The sequence below is a fragment of the Micrococcus terreus genome, assembly GCF_900116905.1.
In the GTDB taxonomy this organism is placed as follows: domain Bacteria; phylum Actinomycetota; class Actinomycetes; order Actinomycetales; family Micrococcaceae; genus Citricoccus; species Citricoccus terreus.
Genome location: NZ_FPCG01000001.1, coordinates 400,729 through 418,017, shown reverse-complemented (window position 1 = coordinate 418,017; position 17,289 = coordinate 400,729). Strand labels below are relative to the sequence as shown.

The following is a 17,289-nucleotide window of genomic DNA, read 5'->3' as shown; positions in this document are numbered from 1 at the left end:
CACTGTGTCTGACGTTGCCCGAAACACCCCGCCCGGCGCTGCCGCGACGGCGGCGCCGATGATCTCCATCCAGGGGCTGCGCAAGCTCTATCCCCAGGGCTCGCGCACCATCACCGCCCTGGACGGTGTGGACCTGGAGGTCCCCGCCGGTGACGTGCACGGGATCATCGGGCACTCCGGCGCCGGCAAGTCCACCCTGGTGCGCTGCCTGACCCTGCTGGACCGCCCCACCGAGGGCAGCGTGTCCATCAACGGCGCCGACCTGGCCTCCGGCAGCGACCGGGACCTGCTCAACGCCCGCCGCCGGATCGGGATGGTCTTCCAGCACGCCAACCTGCTCTCCTCCCGCACCGCCCTGGACAACGTGGCCTACCCGCTGGAGGTCACCGGCAAGGACAAGACCGCACGCCGGGCCCGCGCCCAGGAGCTGCTGAGCCTGGTGGGCCTGGAGGGGTTCGAGAACTCCTACCCCGCCCAGCTCTCCGGCGGTCAGCGTCAGCGCGTGGGCATCGCCCGGGCCCTGGCCACCGAGCCGGACATCCTGCTGTGCGATGAGCCCACCTCCGCCCTGGACCCGGCCACCACGGACGGGATCCTGGAGCTGATCCGAGACCTCTCCTCCCGCCTGGGACTGACCGTGCTGGTCATCACCCATGAGATGCACGTGGTCAAGCGCCTGTGCGACTCCGTCTCCCTGCTCGAGGCCGGGCGGATCGTGGAGGGCGGCCCCCTGGCCGATGTGGCCTCCCGCCTGGACCACCGGCTCTCCGCGGCGCTGCTGCCCCTGCCCGAGTCCGCCCTGGACACCGAGGGCACCCTGGTGGAGGTGCTCGGCCGCGGTGAGAGCGCCGGCATCCCGGTGGCCAGCCTGATCGAGAACCGCTTCGACCAGCCCGTCCGAGTGGTCGCCGGGTCCATTGAGGACCTGGCCGGGGAGCGTTTCTCCCACTATCTGCTCTCCCTGCCTGACCCGGGCCCCAGCCCAACCGGTGCCGAGGCACCTGCTGATGCGGCCGTCGTCGTGGACTTCCTGAAGGAGTGGGGCTTCCAGGTCCAGGTGCGCACGCGCACCCAGCTGGAGGCCGCCCAGGACACCGCCCAGACCCTTGGAGGTGCCCAGTGAACTGGCTGACCGAGCTGATCGAGAACCCCGTCATCACCAACGCGCTGCCCGAGGCACTGGTGGAGACCCTGCAGATGGTGGCGATCTCCGGGGTGCTGACCGTGCTGATCGGCGGCGCCCTGGGCGTGATCCTGCACGTGACCTCGCCCGCGGGTCTGCGTCCGGTGCGCTGGCTGAACGCGCTGCTCTCCGCGGTGGTGGTGAACATCACCCGGTCCATCCCGTACGCCATCCTGATGCTCGCGCTGATCCCGTTCACGCAGTGGCTGGTGGGCACGGCCATCGGGCCGATCGCCGCCTGCGTGTCTCTGACGATCGCCACGGTGCCGTTCTTCGCGCGTCTGGTGGAGACCTCGCTGCGGGAGGTGCCCTCAGGGACGGTGGACGCCGCCCGGGTGATGGGTTCCACGCGCGGTCAGATCATCCGCAAGGTCATGCTCCCGGAGGCCATGCCGGGCCTGGTCGCCTCGGTGACCACCACGCTGGTCACCCTGGTGGGCTACTCGGCCATGGCCGGTCTGATCGGCGGCGGCGGCCTGGGCCGACTGGCCTACAACTACGGCTACCAGCGCTGGGACCCCGGCGTGATGCTGGTGATCATCGTGATCATCGTCCTGCTGGTCCAGCTGATCCAGTGGATCGGCGACCTGATCATCCGCCGCGTGGACCACCGCTGACGGGCACGGCCCCGGCCGCCCCGCCCGCACGTCCCGACCTCCTGCACACCCTGAACGTCCTGTACCCCTCCGCACCCTCGGCACGAAAGGCCAAGACAATGTCGAACCAGTCGAATCTGAATACCCCCCGCACTCCCCTGAACCGCCGCCTGATGCTGGGCCTGGGCGGACTGACCCTGGCCGGCGCACTGGCCGCCTGCGGCGCCGGTGGCGGGGACACCGCTCCGTCCGCTGACGTCACCCTGGACCCGGCCAACCCCACCGTGGTCAAGGTCGGCGCCAACCCTGTCCCGCACGCCCGGGTTCTGGAGTTCGTGGACGAGAACCTGGCCGAGGACGCCGGGATCGACCTGGAGATCGAGGAGTTCGACGACTACCAGCTGCCCAACATCTCCCTGGATGAGGGCTCCACGGACGCGAACTACTACATGCACGAGCCGTTCTTCAACGCCCAGGTCAAGGAGAAGGGCTACGAGTTCGAGCACGGCGCCGGGGTGCACATCGAGCCCTACGCCGGGTTCTCGGAGAAGCACGACTCCGCCGAGTCCATCCCGGACGGCGCCACCATCGCCATCACCAACGACCCGGGCAACCAGCCCCGCGCCCTGAAGATGCTCGAGACCGCCGGGCTGCTCTCCGGGATCGAGGAGGACTCCGCCGCCCTGTCCCTGACCGACGAGCAGAACCCCAAGGGCCTGAAGTTCGAGGAGAACCAGCCCGAGATCCTGGTCCAGATCGTCCAGGACCCGCAGATCGACCTGGCCATCATCAACGGCAACTTCATCCTGCAGGCCGGCATGAGCACCGATGACGCCGTGATCGTGGAGTCGGTGGAGAACAACCCCTACGCCAACTTCCTGGCCTGGCGCGCGGGCGAGAAGACCCCGGCGATCGAGAAGCTCGACGAGCTGCTCCACTCCCCCGAGGTCAAGGACTACATCGAGGAGACCTGGCCCAACGGTGACGTGACCCCCGCCTTCTGATCCGGCAGGCACGCCCGCAGTTCCGGCCCCGGCTCCGCCGGTTTCCCGACGACGGCCCAGCTCCTCCCAGCACCACGCTGGGCAGGTGCTGGGCCGGCCTCGTTGTGGGGGTGCCGTGGCCGTCTGGACGCTGCCCCGGCGTTCTGCGTCACGCCTGCGACTTGTCGTACCGGCGGTCGGTACGCAAAGTCGCAGGCGTGACGCATTCCGGCTGGGGCAGGGCGGGTTCGCGCCCGTGGCTGTGCCGTGCGCATCCGCGCAGCGAGGCCCAGACCTTGAACGCCCCTCGCTCGAACGGTCATACTTCTGGTATGACCCTCACCACGATCAAGGTCTCCGCTGAGCTGCGAAACATCCTCAAGGGACAGGCCGCAGCTGCCGGTCGAACCCTGGGTGCCCACCTGGAGCAGCTCGCTGCGGACGAGGAGCGCCGACTGCGGTTCGAGGAGCTTCGGCGCGCCATGGAGCTCACCCCGCCGGATCGTCAGTACCGGGACGAAGCCGGTCAGTGGCAATCCGGGGCGTGGACGTGACGGTGGATCTGTCTCCCGGGCAGGTCTGGTGGGCGCGGCCCGACCCTTCGGTGGGTCGAGAGCAGGCAGGTCGACGTCCGGTGATGATCGTGGCTGGTTCGGACTACCTGGGGCTGATGACCACACTCGCCCTGGTGGTCCCACTGACGACCACCGACCGCGGATGGCCGAACCACGTTCCCATCCAGGGGCAGGTCGACCTGTCCGGTCAGAGCTTCGCCATGTCCGAACAGATCCGCGTGGTCTCCAGGGATCGCCTGGACCGCCTGGCCGGTACTGTCACCCCGTCATGTCTGGGCCAGACCCGGGAGTGGATCCACCACTATCTGATGGACCGCGCCCCGCGGGCGGTGGACTGACCAGAGTCGCCCAAACGTCTCACCCTCTGCGACTCGTCAGAGCGGTTGCCGGCCTGACGAGTCGCAGAGGGTGAGACGAACGGTTCAGACGGGCTCAGGCCTGGGCGGCGGCGGCTGCCTTCGCGGCGTGCGGCAGGGCGGCTCCGATGCGTTCCATGGCGGCGTCGTCATGGGCGGCAGAGACGAACCAGGCCTCGAACACGCTCGGCGGCAGGTACACCCCGTGCTCGAGCATGGCGTGGAAGAACGGACCGTAGCGGAACGCCTCCTGGCCCTGGGCGTCGGCGTAGTTGTGCACGCCGTTCTCCGAGGTGCCGAACGCCACCGAGAACAGGGTCCCGGCGCGCTGGATGGAATGGTCCACGCCCTCAGCGTTCAGCGCATCCACCAGCATGGACTCCAGCTGCTCGGAGCGGCGTCCGATGGTCTCGTACACCTCGGCGGTGGCGTTCTCCAGCGTGGCCAGACCGGAGGCCATGGCCACCGGGTTCCCGGAGAGCGTGCCGGCCTGGTAGACCGGGCCCAGCGGTGCCAGCAGGTCCATGTGCTCGGCGCGTCCGGCCACCGCTGCCGTGGGCAGTCCGCCGCCGATCACCTTGCCGAAGGTCCACAGGTCCGGGGTCCAGCCCTCCAGCCGTCCGGACAGTCCCCAGTATCCGGTGTCCGAAGCACGGAACCCGGTGAGCACCTCGTCCCAGATCAGCAGCGCGCCGTGGTCCTGGGTGATCTGCCGCAGGAATAGGTTGAAGCCGTCCTCCGGGGTGACCACGCCCATGTTGCAGGGGGCGGCCTCGGTGATGACCGCGGCGATCCGCTCGCCATGCTGGGCGAACGCGGCCTCCAGGGCGGCACGGTCGTTGTACGGCAGCACCAGGGTCTCGGCGGCCTGGGCCTCGGTCACTCCGGCCGAGCCGGGCAGGGACTGGGTGGCCAGTCCGGAGCCGGCGGCGGCCAGCAGTCCGTCCGAGTGGCCGTGGTAGCAGCCGGCGAACTTCACTACGAGGTTGCGTCCGGTGGCGCCGCGGGCCAGGCGGATGGCGGTCATCGTGGCCTCGGTGCCGGTGGAGACCATGCGCACATGTTCCACGGGGACCCGGTCCATGATCAGCCGGCCCAGGCGGGCCTCGTCCGGCGTGGAGGCGCCGAAGGACAGTCCGGCGTCCACGGCCCGGTGCACGGCCTCCACCACGGCGGGGTGGTTGTGGCCCAGCAGCATCGGACCCCAGGAGCAGACCAGGTCCACGTACTCGGTACCCTCCACATCGGTCAGGTACGGGCCGGCGGCCTTGACCATGGTGCGCGGGGTGCCGCCCACGGATCCGAACGCACGCACCGGGGAGTTCACCCCGCCAGGCATCACGGAACGCGCGGCCTCATACTGCTCGGCGTTCGTCGTCGGGAATGTGGTGTTCTGCAGGTTCTCGGTCATCAGATGCGGCCTTCCTTGATCCAGCGGCCCAGTTCGGCGGCCCAGTATGTCAGCACGGAGTCGGCTCCGGCACGGCGGATGGATAGGACGGACTCCACGATCGCCTTGTCCCGGTCGATCCACCCGTTGGCGGCGGCGGCCTCGATCATCGCGTACTCTCCGGAGATCTGGTACGCCGAGACCGGGACGTCGGAGATCTCGGCAACGTCCCGCAGGATGTCCAAGTAGCTCATGGCCGGCTTGACCATGACCAGGTCGGCGCCCTCCTCCAGGTCCAGGGAGACCTCGAGCATGGCCTCACGGCGGTTGGCCGGGTCCATCTGGTAGGTCTTGCGGTCCCCGGAGAGCTGGGAGTCCACGGCCTCGCGGAAGGGCCCGTAGAACGCGGAGGAGTACTTGGCGGCGTAGGCCAGGATGGCGGTGTCCTGGTGTCCGGCCTCGTCCAGGGCCTGGCGGATCACCGCGACCTGGCCGTCCATCATCCCGGAGGGGCCCACCATGTCCGCGCCCGCCTCGGCCTGGGCCACACCCATCTGCGCGTAGATCTCCAGGGTGGCGTCATTGTCCACGGCACCGGACTCGGTGAGCACCCCGCAGTGGCCGTGATCGGTGAACTCGTCCAGGCACAGGTCCGACATCACCACCAGGCCCTCGCCCACCTCGGACTTCACGGAGGCGATGGCCCTGTTCAGCACGCCGTCCGGGTCCACGGCGCCGGAGCCGAGGGCATCGTGGTGCTCGGGCACGCCGAAGATCATGATCCCGCCCAGGCCCAGCTCCACCGCCTCGGCGGCGGCGGCCTTGAGCGAGTCCTCGGTGTGCTGGACCACCCCGGGCATGGAGGTGATCTGGATCGGCTCGGCGGCCCCCTCCTTGATGAACACCGGCAGGATCAGCTCGGCCGGGTGCAGCCGGACCTCAGCCACCAGTCGGCGGAAGGCCGGGTTCTGGCGCAGTCGGCGGGGACGATGAGTGGGGAAGGCCATGAGGCTGGCATCCATCCTTGGGTCGAGGGCGGGTGGGCGCGCGTCACCGGGGACTTCACGACGACGGCACCTCACCAGTCTAGTGAGCCTCGCCCCGGGCGGGGCCCGGTGGCGGCGCGAGGGGCTGGAGGTCCAGGCTCGGGTGGAGCGGCTCACCATCGCTCGCGCGCGGCGGCGAGCAGCTCCTCGGTGCGGTCGGCGGTCTGCTGATCCCAGTGCTCGAGCATGTGGACGCGCCGCTCCAGCATCTCCACCCGGTGGGCGTACTCCTTGCTGAGCCGTTCGGCGCGGGGCACCATGCGCAGAGACTCGACCTCGCGCAGAGCCAGCACCAGAGTGCGTTCGAACAGCCGCTGGCCCACCGCCTCCTCGGTGTCCCCCACCGCCACGGCGAACTGACGGGAGTCGTCCGCGTCCAGGGCCAGCAGGTTCGCCCGGCGAGCGGCCTCGCGCAGGCGCGCACCGTGACGGCCGAATCCGCCCAGCCCCGCGGCCATCCGCCCGACCCACTCCAGGATGCGGTGGGCGGCCATGCCCAGGGTGGAGACGGCGCCGAAGACCACCCAGAACAGGGTGTCCGGGTCGGTCTGGTCCAGGTAGACGGCGTTGGCCTGCAGGGCCCGGGAGACCCCTTCGATCTCATAGGTGAGCAGCCGGGAGTCCTCGGTGGGCCGCACCAGCGGCTCGGACAGCTGGAAGTGGTAGGCGCCCAAGCGCGCCTGGTCCCCCAGGCTCAGCGTCCCGGTGAGAGGGGGAAGAACGGCGTAGCCCTCGCCAGGGAGGACCATCACCGGGAGGATCACCTGCCCCGGACGCATCTCCCCCGTCACCGGGTCTGTGAGCTCGGGGAACTCCTCCTTCAGATCCCACATGGCCGCCACGGACTCGGGGTAGTCCATCTGCAGGTAGTCCTCACGGTCCGGGTTCGACCGAGCGTAGAGGTAGTTGTCCAGATAGCGGACGGCGAAGGTCAGATGCACCGGTTCGGTGAAGCGGTCCTCCAGGTGGGTGCGCAGCGACTCCTCGCTCAGATCCAGTTCATTGCCCGTGAGGTCGTCGATGGTGAGTCCGGCCAGCTGCTCCTCCCCGGTGAGCTCGAAGAACGGGCGGCTTTCGTTCACGCTGGTGGCTGCCCACCACCCGGTGCCCACGGCGAGCGCGAACACGGCCAGGACACCGGCGGACCAGACCGCCATGCCCCGGTTGGTCCTCTTGCGCTCGCGCTCGCGCAGCTCGTTCTTCGTGGGTGCATACAGCGGGGTGATGCGCTCGCCCTCAGGTCTGACCCCGGGGACCTGCAGCCGTGGCCCGGTGGCGTCCAGCTGCGGGTGGTCCCCCAAGCGGGCGCGGGCCACCAGGCAGGCCGACTCCAGGGCATCCAGAGGACGTTCGGCCTGGTCCGTGGGCAGCCCGAGCGCTTCGCGCAGCCGGGCGCGTTCCTGCTGAGCGGTGAGGCCGGAGTCCTGCGGGGTGGCGTGCTCGGCCAGGCGGCGGGCCAGCTGCTGCTCGGTCAGATGGCGGACATCGCGCAGGTGGATGATCACCCGGCCGCCCCGGCGGCGCAGGCGGTGGGCCGCACTGCGGGTGGCTTTCAGCAGCCGCTGCTCTGCCGTCTGCCACTGCGCCAGCAGCTGGGCCGGCGGCAGGTCCTGCCCCTGAGTGGACCGGGTTCCGGCCAGGGCCAGGAGTTCGCCACGGGCCTGCAGGATCTCGGCCAGCCGTGCAGACAGCGCCGTCCGATCGGCCGTGGTCAGCCCCGCTGGCTCGGTCCACGGGGTCTGACCGAGGACCTCGTCCAGACGGGTCTCCAGTTCGCGGACCGCCGCGTGGATGGGGGCGAGCAGCTGTTCCAGAGGACGGTTGGAGCCGGCCAGCCCGCCGTGCACGGAGACCGACTCCATCAAGGAGTTGGCCAGGGCGGTGAGCTCCATGGCGTCGTCGGCGAACCACTCCAGGGGGTAGACGGTGTCCCGGTCAGCGGTGTCCTCCCCCACCGGATCACCCCGGTGGACGGCGGCTTCCAGCGCGGGCTGCTGCTCCAGCATCCGCCGGGTGGTCTGCTGCAGCCGATCCCAGGTCTGCTGCACGGAGTCCGGCAGGCTCTGCTGGTCCACGGCGTGATACGTGGCCTCGAGCGCCTCGAGATCCAGCACCACGCGAGCCAGGCGATGCTGGGCGGTGGTCAGGGTGCGCAGGAGGGCTTCCCAGGCTGAACGGCGGCGGTACCAGCCCAGGAAGGAGAAGAACGTGAACCCCAGGGTGATGGCGGCGGCAGCTGCCCACGGCAGGGGCATCGGCTGCCCGTGCAGCCGGGTGGCGGCCATCTCGGCGGCGGCCACCACGGCTCCGGGACCGTGGCCGGCGGTGATGTTGCGCTGGAGGACCTCCACGATCGCCGTGCTCGTGGTGAACTGCTCCTGCGCGTCGCTGAACTCCCGGCGGACGGCGATCGGGGTGTGCGGGGGCAGGGTCAGCTCGGTGAGCAGCTCAGGTTCCCCCACGCTCAGGAGGATGTCCGCGGGAGGTGACTGGCCGTCGTCGGGCCCCTCCTGCGGGGACTCCCCGCCCTGACGTTCCTGCCAGGAGAGCTGCCGGTCCACGACCTCCACGGTCAGCGGCTCATAGGTGAGCAGTCCATGCTGCTCCGCGGTGAGGTCGACCGTCTCCTGGGTGATGTTCAGGCCGCCCAGCGCCGGATCGGCGAACTGGAGGTCCTCCTGGATGCGGAAGGTGACCGGGTGGCTGGGCTGGACTGTGGCCTGGTGCAGGGCCGTGCCGCCGAAGACGAGCGTGAGCAGCGCCCAGAGCATCCCCCACCAGGGCAGCCCCACGCCGCGGGGTCGTGAAGCGGGGCTGGAGGATGCGGCGGTCATGACTCCCAGTCTGACATCGCCGGGCACGCCCTTCGTCGTCGCGCGTCAGCAGTCTGCAGCACCGATCCGCTCGTGCGGTTCTGTGCCGTGGTCCAGCTGGTTCCACAGCCGGTCTCGGTCTGGTCCCGTGCCAGCGGAGGAGCCGTAGATCCCCGTCCGCCCCACGTGGGAGTCAACGACCTCGAAGCAACCTGAGAGCAACGCTTCGACGCTGTACCAGCCAGGGCCGTAGTCCTCCTCGAGATGCTCATGGATGTCATCGAGGATGTCGCCTCGTATCTCCAGATCGCTCTGGATGAATCGGCAGAGGATCCCACCGCAGTGCCCCGTGCACTGGGGGTGATCGCACGCTCCGGGAACATGGGCGAGCTCGCCCGTCGCGTGGGAATGAGCCGTGACGGGCTGTACAAAGCGCTGTCAGATCAGGGCAATCCGACGTGAAAGACCGTGCTCAAAGTGTCCGATGCACTGGGACTCAAGTTGACGTTCCACGCGGTTGCATGGACGAGGCCGCCCCCCCTGTCCTGTCCGCATCGTGGTGTTGACTGTGGCCATGCGGCTAAAACTGAGGACTCCTTCCGGGGCGGAACTCGTCCGGATCGCCGATCTGATGAGCACCTGGCAGACCGACCCGTGGGTCGGGCATCTACACCCTGGCGATCTGGGCTGGCGGACACTGGTGGGCGCCGAGGCCACCGCGGAGGACCTGCGCGTCTGGTCCGTGGGCGCGCGCACGGTGGCCGTCGGCCTGATCGATGACGGTGTCCTGCGTCTGGCGCTGGACCTGGCGGCAGCTGACGACGATGACGCCGCCGCGCACCTCGCCTGCACACTGGAGGACTCCGCCCAGGACCTGTTCTCTGACGGGGAGTGGCTGGTCGAAGCCCGGGGAGCCACCGCCCTGCGGCGCCTGCTCATCGCCAGTGGTTGGACGGATGATGAGCCCTGGAGTCCCCTCGCCCTGGATCTGTCAGTCACCCGGCTCCCGCTCCCCACCAGAACCCTGCGTGTCGAGCGTGTCGGCCTGGAAGCCGCTGAGGACTGGACGAGCGTCCACTGGTCGGCATTCCAGGGCACCCCGTTCACCGGCGAGCGCCGCGACCGGTTCACCTCGCGGTGGGGGACCATGCTGACCGGCCCCTTGGCCGACCGTGCGCAGTGCCTGATGGGGTACGACGAGCAGGGACAACCCGTCGCCGTCGCCACCGTCTGGAGTGCCGACCAGGGCAGGCCCGGACTGATCGAACCCATGGGCGTCCACCGCGACCATCACGGCCATGGATACGGCACCGCCATCACGGTGGCCGGGGCACGAGCGCTCCAGCTGGCCGGAGCCTCCAGCGCCGTGGTGGCCGCGGAGGATTCAAACCCAGCGGCCCTCGCCACCTACCGCGCCGCGGGGTTCCGGTCCCTGGGCACGGTGCGGGACCTCCGCCGCGGCTGAGCGGCCCACTACGCTGGAGGCATGTCCTCTCCCAGCACCACTGCCACCCGCATCGCCGTCCTGATCGACTGCGACAACGTCTCGCCCACCCACGCCGCCGCCGTCCTGGAGGAGCTGGCCACACACGGGATCCCCACCATCAAGCGGGCCTACGGGGACTGGACCACCACCAATCTGGGCGGCTGGAAGAAGGCCCTGAACGATCTCGCCATCCAGCCGGTCCAGCAGTTCGCCTACACCTACGGCAAGAACTCCACCGACTCCGCACTGATCATCGACGCCATGGACCTGCTCTGGATGGGCCACGTGGACGCCTTCGCGCTGGTCTCCTCGGACTCGGACTTCACCCGCCTGGCCACCCGACTGCGCGAGTCCGGCAAGCGCGTGATCGGCCTCGGCGAGCGCAAGACCCCGGCCTCCCTGCGCAACGCCGTGGACCAGTTCGTCTACCTGGAGTTGCTGGGCGCCTCGGATGAGGCTGAGGCCGAGATTCCCGACGACGGCCGGTCACCTCAGGCGCGCAGCCAGGGTGAGGATCCCACTCCCCCGGATTCGCGCGGCTCGGGCCGCCGGGGAGGCTCCGGCGGCGGCAACGGTCGAGGCCAGGACTCGGCCGAGGAGGCCCCCCGCATCAACCTGCAGTCGGCCCTGGTCAAGGCCGTCAACGCCACCTCAGGTGATGACGGCTGGACCTCGCTGGGCCAGGTCGGCCAGCATCTCTCCCGCGCCCATGTGGACTTCGATCCGCGCGACTTCGGGCACCAGAAGCTCTCCACCCTGGTGGCCGAGCAGCCCTATCTGCAGACCCGTGCCGAGGGCCGCACCATCCAGGTCAGCCTCAAGCAGGGCCGCCCCCGCCGCGCCTGAGCGCCACTCCAGACGTGTCCACCCCCTTCCCAGGACACACCGAGCCCGAATTCGACCTCAGGTTGTCCCGGGAAGGGGGTAGAGCGAACAGGTCCCCACCCCAGCGGCCCGCCCGCCCACCCGCTCCCCCGTGGCCCACGCCACACTAAGCTCGGGGCATGGACCTCCACTCGCACCCAGGCTCCAGCACGCAGATCACCCCGCGTCCCGGGATCGCCGACCGGCTGGCCACGCTGTTGCGCATCCCCACGGTCTCGGCCGAACGGCGCGAGCACACGGACGCGTTCATCCGCTTCCCGCAGGAGCTGGCCCGGCTCTACCCGCTGATCCACGAACGGCTGGACCGGCGGATCGTGGACGGCACCGGACTGCTCTTCCACTGGCGCGGCACCTCCCCCACGGAGCCGTTGGTCCTGATGGCCCACTGGGACGTGGTCCCCGCACCCACCCAGTGGCAGCGCACCGGCTGGCAGTCCGGCCCGTTCGCCGGGCAGCTGCTGGACCACCCGCCCGTCACCGGCGAGCACTTCACCACCGAGACCGGCCCCGCCGTGTGCGGGCGCGGCGCGCTGGATGACAAGGGCCCGCTCGTGGTCCTGCTGGACGCGGTGGAGAACCTCCTGGCCGCCGGTTTCACCCCCGCGCACGACGTCTGGCTCGTCCTGGGCGGAGACGAGGAGGTCCAGGGCACCGACGCTGTGGCCATCTCCGAGCTCATCCGCACCGAGCTCAACGGAGCCCAGCCCTGGCTGGTGCTGGACGAGGGCGGTGCGGTCACCGACTCCCCGCTGAGCTTCGTGGACGGCACCTGCGCCATGATCGGCCTGGCTGAGAAGGGCGTGCTCACGGTCCGCCTCACGGCCACCGGCGGCGGCGGTCACGCCTCCTCCCCGCCCGCCCAGACCCCGGTCTCGCGCCTGCTGCGTGCCCTACGCAGGATCGAACGGTCTCCCTTCACCGCCCGGTTGAACAGCACGACGGCGGCCATGCTGGGTGCCTTCGCCCCGCTCACCTCAGGCGCGGCCTCCAAGATCCTCCCGACGGCGGCTCAGGCAGGTCCCGTGACCGCCCGCGCCTTGGCGGCGATGGGCGGGGAGGCGGCGGCCCTGGTCCGCACCACCGTGGCGGTCACCCGGCTGCAGGCCGGCTCGGCGGACAACGTCCTGCCCGATGAGGCCACCGCCACCCTGAACTGCCGGATCGCCCCCGGGGACACCGTGGAGTCGGTGATCGACGGGCTGCGCCGGCGGATCAAGGACCCGGACATCCGGATCGAGACCTCGGACGGACATGGCCCCTCCCCTGAATCCCCCGCGGAGGGCGAGGCGTTCGCCTCGGTGCGTGACGCCGTCGGGATCTCCTGGCCGGAGGCCACCGCCGTGCCCTACCTGCTGATGGCCGCCACCGACTCCCGGCACTTCCACACTTGGTGCCGCAACGTGTACCGGTTCGCGCCGCTGCAGATGAGCGCCGAGCAGCGGACCGGGATCCACGGGGAGAACGAGTGGGTCAGCGTGGACTCGTTGGAGCGCGGGGAGCTGTTCCACCGTGCCCTGATCACCGGCCGTGGTGGAGAGTTCGGCGCGTCCGGTCAGGGCCAGGCGTGATGGACCTGCGGAGCGGGGCCGAGCGGCCTCACTCGCGCCGCGCACTGCTGTTCGGCGGGCTGGCCGCCGTGGTGGGGTTCCTGGCGTTCGTGGAGTTCACCTCCGGGGTGCTGCAGGGGTACTACACCCCGCTGCTGACGGACATCGCCCGGCACCTGGGCATCCATGACGCAGATGTGAACTGGCTGGAAGGAAGCCAGTTGATGCTCTCGGCCCTGGTGGTGCCGGTGCTGTCCAAGCTGGGCGATCTGGTGGGGCACCGCCGGGTGCTGCTGTGGTCCACGGCGGTCACCTTCCTGGCCTCGGTGGCCCTGGTGGTGGCCCCGGTGTTCTGGCTGTTCCTGATCGCCTGGGCGCTGCAGGGGTTCTATGTGGTGTGGCTGCCCCTGGAGATCGCGCTGATCTACATCCGCACGGTGCACCAGCAGCGCGAGGGGCTGGCCGGGGCCTCGGCACTGGCCCAGGTGGGCCCGGCCACGGTGACCCGCCGCGCGGCAGCCGTGCTGGTGGGGGCACTGGAGCTCGGTGCGATCGCCGGCGCCCTGTCCGCCGGGGCCCTGGTGGACGCACTGCCTCTGCAGGTGGTGCTGGCGGTTCCGGCGGTGATCGTGGGGATCTGCTGGGTGGTGATCCTGCTGGGCGTGGAGGAGACCCCGGGCGCGCGCCTGGAGAACTTCAGCCGGGACGCCTTCGACACCCGCGGCCTGGTGCTGGTCACCCTGTCCCTGGTGATGCTGCTCGGTGCACTGTTCGTGGTGCGCGGCACCGGACTGGACGCCGGGCACCTGGGGTTCTGGGCCGCCGTCGTGATGGTGGCGCTGGGACTGTGGTGGCTGGGGGTGTTCATCCGGCACGAGCGGGTCCACCCGGACCCCATGATCGATGTGCGGATGTTCGCCGACCCCGCGCTCTGGCCGGTGTTCGCCACGGCGGGCCTGTTCGGCGTCTCCGTGCTGGGGGCGCAGGCCCCGCTGTCCACGTTCGCGCGGACGGATCCGAGCGTGTACGGGTACGGACTGGGGACCACGGGGTTCCAGACCTCGCTGATCATCGGGGTGTACCTGGTGGCCATGGTGGTTGGCGCGCTGCTGCTGCCGCTGGTGTCCCGGCTGACCACGCCGCGGTGGGCGCTGGTAATCGCCTGCCTGTGCGTGGCCGCGGGGTTCGCCATGTTCCTGCCGTTCCGCCACTCCACGGACCAGGTGATGATCAACATGGTGATCGTGGGGCTGGGGTCCGGCGCGCTGGTGGCCTCCCTGCCCTCCGCTGCGGTGGCCGCAGCCCCGGCCGAGCAGACGGGGGTGGCCACGGGGCTGACGAACTCGGTGAAGACCGTGGGCGGGGCGGTGGCCTCGTGCGTGTTCGGGCTGGCACTGGCCACCGGAGCGGCCGGAGTGGGCGGCGTGGTGGACGGGGTGGACGGTGGGACCGCCGGATCCTTCACCGGGTACCTGACCGTGTGGATCGTGTGCGCGTCCACGGCTCTGGTGGCCGCGGTGCTGCTGCTGTTCGTGCCCCGGCGTGCGTTCTCAGACCGCGTGACCCCGGAAGCGCCGGTGCGGGTGTGAGCCGCCGGCGTCAGCGCCCGTCCCACGGCACGGGCGTGACGGTGCCGTTCCGCCAGTCCGAGCGCAGGATCGAATAGGCCACCGAGTCGGCGGCAGGACCGCCGGCCACCGGCCACGCCTGGCGGTAGTGCGCCTCCTGGACCCACCCGCAGACGGTGAAGGTGCGGCGCATGGCCGCGTTGTCCGCCCGGGTGTTCCCCTCGAAACGGGTCACGTGGGCGTGGTGGGTGAACAGCCAGTCGGCGGCGGACCTCAGCGCAGCACGGCCCAGCCCCTGGCCGCGGCGGCCCTCGGCGATCCGCAGATCGAGCATCGCCGTCTCGTCGGCCAGGTCCTGGAAGATCACCAGCCCCGTGCGCTCGCCTGGCACATCGACCACCCAGTGCGTCTCCACACCGTCTCCGGTGAAGCGCCCTGCGAAGATCGCCCGTTCCACCTCCTCCTCGGTCACACCCGCATGAACGTGGAACGGGAAAGCGTTCGCGGTCAAAAACTGCACGAGCTGCCTGCGGTCGCGCATGACATCCAGGGGCTCCAGAGTGACCATCATGCTCACAGACGCTACATCCGCCCGGCCCTGGCACGTCCCCTGCGGCCCCGCACGTGGGACAGTGAGCCATGCGCATCGCAGCTTCGGTGGTGGTTATCGCGAACCGGGGAACCACGAGGGGATCGCTCGCGGCAATGGCTGCGCTGAGCGTGACCTGTTCATCGTCCACGCGGCGGGCTGACCGATCCCGGTGGCGCCACGATCGTCTCCCAGAGGTCCAGTTCGACGGTGAGGTGTGCCGGCAGAGCGGCCTGGACCTCACGGAACAGCTGATGCCCCTCAGCCACGTGCGCATCCCGCTGCGCGGCACTGGGCCACCCCCGGTCCCAGTCGAACTCGTCGTTGAAGCCTGCCGCCCACCTCAGCACGCGCGAGGTCAGCTCCTCCGGCAGGGGCAGGTCATCGACGTCCATCGGCCCGTCGTCGTCCCAGAACGGCCAGTCCACGCCATACTCGTTGAACATCCGGAGGCGCTGGGGGCCGCTCGCATGGAACCCTCGCGTGCGACGGTGCACGGCGACCACCACAGCATGCTCGCGCCGAACGCCGGGGTCCTGCCGCCGCTCCTGGTGGAGCACCTCGAACTCGTGCTCCTCCAGCAGCTCGATCATCTGCTCCACCGGCCACACCCACGCCGGGGCCACCAGGTGATCGAACGGTTCCAGCTCGTCGGCCGTGAAGAACCCCAGCAGCACGGACCCGCCGTAGGGCACCGTGTCTCGGAACCGGGCCAGAGTCTCCCTCACCTCGCTCGGGGGCAGGTGGATCAGCGAATACCAGGAGAGGACTCCGCCGTAGGTCTCCCCGTCCGGCAGGTCCTCGAACGAGCCCACGCGGAACGGGACGCGGGGATGTGCCAGGCGTGCATGCGCCACGAACTCTTCCACCGGATCCATGCCCACCACGTCATGGCCGAGCCCTGCCAGGTGCCCGGTCCAGTGTCCGGGCCCGCACCCGGCGTCCAGGATCCGGCCCTGCACGGTCTGCGCCCACCGCTCCACCAGCACGCGGTCCGGTTCGGCGACGGCGTCCATGGCCCCCAGCTGATCCGTGTACTCCTGAGCCCGCCGCCGGTACCGCCGCCGGGTCAGGTCAGCTGTATCCCCCTGGAGGATCTCCACCACCCGGAAGGCCTGCAGCACCACCAGGGTGTCGTCATCCACGGCCACCCCACACTCGGCCCAGAACCGCTCATGGTCACAGCGCCACTCGGCCACCGTGCGGTGCCCCTCACCCTCGGCACGCGCATGCTCCCACGGCACCTCGGCCAGGCGCACCACGTCCACAGCGGTCGTCTCGATCACCGCCACCACCTGGTCAGCCGAGTCCACCACCGCGCCCCGGCCGCCCGCCTGCGGCAACACCTCGCCTTCAGCGGCATAGTCGGCGTGCAGGGAGGTGGTGCTCGTCTTCGTCCCGTCCAGGATCGCCGCCACCAGGGCATCACGCAGCGGCCCCGGATTCGCGAACTCCTCCCGAGGCAGCTCCGTCACCGCACGCCCCGGAGCACGTCCAGGATCCCCCGGGCGTCCGGTGTCCGTGCGGTCCCCAGCAGCGGCAGGCCGGCCTGCTCGGCTGCCCGGCGCGTCGGCTGCCCGATCGCCACCCAGTGCACCCCCTCCAGGCTCCCCCGGGCCTGCCGGGCCACCTCGCGCACAGCGCTCGGGCTGGTGAGCACGACGACGGCGCCCTCCAGATCCTCCGGGCCCACCACATCCCGGTCCCCGGCAGACGTCTCGCCCGTCCCGGCGAGCAGACGCAGCTCCGGATCGGCCGGATAGGGAACCGTCCGGTACGCCTCCACCCGCTCCACGCTCCACCCTGCAGCGTCCAGCCCAGAGGGCACCTCGTCGCTGGCCAGCTGGGACTGCGGCAGCAGGATCCTCCCACCCGGCCCCGCCGGGAACTCGGCCACGATCCCGGCAGCCGACTGGTCGCCGTCGGGCATCCACGGGGCGACCCGGCACCCCATCTGCTCCAGCACGCGGGCCGTCCCCGGGCCGGTGACCGCCACCCGGGTGCCGTGCGGCAGCGAGCCGTTCCACCCGGCACGGGCCAGGGCGCGTGCGGAGTTGGGGCTGGTGAGCAGCAGCCAGGCGTACTCCCCCGCACCCAGCCGCTCCAAGCACGCCTGCAGGCCGCTGCGGTCAGACGGGATCTCGAAGTCGGTCAGCGGCAGGAACCGCACCGGGTGCCCGGCCTCGCGCAGGTCCTGCTCCAGCCGTCCGGCCTGCACCGGCTGACGGGTCAGGACCACCGGCATGGCGCCGCCCTGCGGATCCGGGTCCAT

16 protein-coding genes are annotated in these 17,289 nt (G+C 70.5%); 10 read left to right on the top strand and 6 right to left on the bottom strand.

From position 1 onward, the window contains the following. The first annotated feature begins 58 nt into the window (after positions 1-58). The 5 genes from BM355_RS01945 to BM355_RS01925 all read left to right on the top strand — a co-directional run bounded on the left by BM355_RS01945 (position 59) and on the right by BM355_RS01925 (position 3,675). The gene (locus BM355_RS01945) at positions 59-1,123 is read left to right on the top strand and encodes a methionine ABC transporter ATP-binding protein (protein ID WP_091693939.1); all 1,065 of its coding nucleotides are present in this window, start codon (positions 59-61) and stop codon (positions 1,121-1,123) included. Beyond that, positions 1,120-1,800 (top strand): methionine ABC transporter permease, encoded by a 681-nt coding sequence (locus BM355_RS01940; protein ID WP_091693468.1) that lies wholly within the window; start codon positions 1,120-1,122, stop codon positions 1,798-1,800. Before BM355_RS01945 ends, BM355_RS01940 begins: the two co-directional genes overlap by 4 nt. 98 nt (positions 1,801-1,898) lie before the next feature. Then, positions 1,899-2,783, top strand: a complete 885-nt coding sequence (locus BM355_RS01935) for a MetQ/NlpA family ABC transporter substrate-binding protein (RefSeq protein ID WP_091693465.1) — start codon at positions 1,899-1,901, stop codon at positions 2,781-2,783. Between the two features lie 311 nt (positions 2,784-3,094). Beyond that, on the top strand, positions 3,095-3,316 hold the full coding sequence (locus BM355_RS01930) for a hypothetical protein (protein WP_091693459.1): 222 nt from the start codon (positions 3,095-3,097) through the stop codon (positions 3,314-3,316). A gap of 2 nt (positions 3,317-3,318) precedes the next feature. Then, positions 3,319-3,675, top strand: coding sequence for a type II toxin-antitoxin system PemK/MazF family toxin (locus BM355_RS01925; protein WP_091693457.1), 357 nt, complete (start codon positions 3,319-3,321; stop codon positions 3,673-3,675). Positions 3,676-3,769: 94 nt separating this feature from the next. On the opposite strand, the gene hemL is transcribed toward BM355_RS01925, so the two are convergent. The 3 genes from hemL to BM355_RS01910 all read right to left on the bottom strand — a co-directional run bounded on the left by hemL (position 3,770) and on the right by BM355_RS01910 (position 8,963). Then, on the bottom strand, positions 3,770-5,104 hold the full coding sequence (hemL, locus tag BM355_RS01920) for a glutamate-1-semialdehyde 2,1-aminomutase (RefSeq protein ID WP_091693454.1): 1,335 nt from the start codon (positions 5,102-5,104) through the stop codon (positions 3,770-3,772). Further along, complete coding sequence (hemB, locus tag BM355_RS01915) at positions 5,104-6,090, bottom strand: porphobilinogen synthase (RefSeq protein WP_091693450.1); 987 nt, start codon at positions 6,088-6,090, stop codon at positions 5,104-5,106. Before hemB ends, hemL begins: the two co-directional genes overlap by 1 nt. A 152-nt stretch (positions 6,091-6,242) precedes the next feature. Then, positions 6,243-8,963, bottom strand: a complete 2,721-nt coding sequence (locus BM355_RS01910; RefSeq protein ID WP_177227795.1) for a hypothetical protein — start codon at positions 8,961-8,963, stop codon at positions 6,243-6,245. A 249-nt stretch (positions 8,964-9,212) separates the two neighbouring features. Between BM355_RS01910 and BM355_RS01905 the strand changes: the two genes are divergently transcribed. The 5 genes from BM355_RS01905 to BM355_RS01885 all read left to right on the top strand — a co-directional run bounded on the left by BM355_RS01905 (position 9,213) and on the right by BM355_RS01885 (position 14,449). Further along, positions 9,213-9,404, top strand: a complete 192-nt coding sequence (locus BM355_RS01905) for an addiction module antidote protein (protein ID WP_245760525.1) — start codon at positions 9,213-9,215, stop codon at positions 9,402-9,404. A 169-nt stretch (positions 9,405-9,573) separates the two neighbouring features. After that, positions 9,574-10,407 (top strand): GNAT family N-acetyltransferase, encoded by an 834-nt coding sequence (locus BM355_RS14505; protein ID WP_143109380.1) that lies wholly within the window; start codon positions 9,574-9,576, stop codon positions 10,405-10,407. Positions 10,408-10,428: 21 nt separating this feature from the next. Continuing rightward, positions 10,429-11,274: an NYN domain-containing protein gene (locus tag BM355_RS01895; RefSeq protein WP_091693435.1), complete on the top strand. Its 846-nt coding sequence runs from the start codon at positions 10,429-10,431 to the stop codon at positions 11,272-11,274. A 158-nt stretch (positions 11,275-11,432) separates the two neighbouring features. Next, the gene (locus BM355_RS01890) at positions 11,433-12,881 is read left to right on the top strand and encodes a M20/M25/M40 family metallo-hydrolase (RefSeq protein WP_091693432.1); all 1,449 of its coding nucleotides are present in this window, start codon (positions 11,433-11,435) and stop codon (positions 12,879-12,881) included. Further along, a complete protein-coding gene (locus tag BM355_RS01885) occupies positions 12,881-14,449 on the top strand; it encodes an MFS transporter (protein WP_091693430.1) in 1,569 nt (522 codons plus the stop codon). Before BM355_RS01890 ends, BM355_RS01885 begins: the two co-directional genes overlap by 1 nt. A 10-nt stretch (positions 14,450-14,459) precedes the next feature. Here BM355_RS01885 and BM355_RS01880 read toward each other — a convergent pair whose 3' ends face one another. From BM355_RS01880 to BM355_RS01865, 3 genes are all read right to left on the bottom strand, one after another. Continuing rightward, positions 14,460-14,999, bottom strand: coding sequence for a GNAT family N-acetyltransferase (locus tag BM355_RS01880; protein WP_091693936.1), 540 nt, complete (start codon positions 14,997-14,999; stop codon positions 14,460-14,462). Positions 15,000-15,157: 158 nt separating this feature from the next. Continuing rightward, positions 15,158-16,492 (bottom strand): ASCH domain-containing protein, encoded by a 1,335-nt coding sequence (locus BM355_RS01875; protein ID WP_218154293.1) that lies wholly within the window; start codon positions 16,490-16,492, stop codon positions 15,158-15,160. Further along, a complete protein-coding gene (locus BM355_RS01865; RefSeq protein ID WP_245760524.1) occupies positions 16,489-17,289 on the bottom strand; it encodes a uroporphyrinogen-III synthase in 801 nt (266 codons plus the stop codon). Before BM355_RS01865 ends, BM355_RS01875 begins: the two co-directional genes overlap by 4 nt.

Coding starts and splice junctions, on each gene's coding strand:
- BM355_RS01945 (WP_091693939.1), top strand. CDS start 59: ATGATCTCCATCCAGGGGCTGCGCAAGCTCTATCCCCAGGGCTCGCGC.
- BM355_RS01935 (WP_091693465.1), top strand. CDS start 1,899: ATGTCGAACCAGTCGAATCTGAATACCCCCCGCACTCCCCTGAACCGC.
- BM355_RS01930 (WP_091693459.1), top strand. CDS start 3,095: ATGACCCTCACCACGATCAAGGTCTCCGCTGAGCTGCGAAACATCCTC.
- hemL (WP_091693454.1), bottom strand. CDS start 5,104: ATGACCGAGAACCTGCAGAACACCACATTCCCGACGACGAACGCCGAG.
- hemB (WP_091693450.1), bottom strand. CDS start 6,090: ATGGCCTTCCCCACTCATCGTCCCCGCCGACTGCGCCAGAACCCGGCC.
- BM355_RS01910 (WP_177227795.1), bottom strand. CDS start 8,963: ATGACCGCCGCATCCTCCAGCCCCGCTTCACGACCCCGCGGCGTGGGG.
- BM355_RS01905 (WP_245760525.1), top strand. CDS start 9,213: ATGGATGTCATCGAGGATGTCGCCTCGTATCTCCAGATCGCTCTGGAT.
- BM355_RS14505 (WP_143109380.1), top strand. CDS start 9,574: ATGAGCACCTGGCAGACCGACCCGTGGGTCGGGCATCTACACCCTGGC.
- BM355_RS01895 (WP_091693435.1), top strand. CDS start 10,429: ATGTCCTCTCCCAGCACCACTGCCACCCGCATCGCCGTCCTGATCGAC.
- BM355_RS01890 (WP_091693432.1), top strand. CDS start 11,433: ATGGACCTCCACTCGCACCCAGGCTCCAGCACGCAGATCACCCCGCGT.
- BM355_RS01885 (WP_091693430.1), top strand. CDS start 12,881: ATGGACCTGCGGAGCGGGGCCGAGCGGCCTCACTCGCGCCGCGCACTG.
- BM355_RS01880 (WP_091693936.1), bottom strand. CDS start 14,999: ATGATGGTCACTCTGGAGCCCCTGGATGTCATGCGCGACCGCAGGCAG.
- BM355_RS01865 (WP_245760524.1), bottom strand. CDS start 17,289: ATGGACCCGGATCCGCAGGGCGGCGCCATGCCGGTGGTCCTGACCCGT.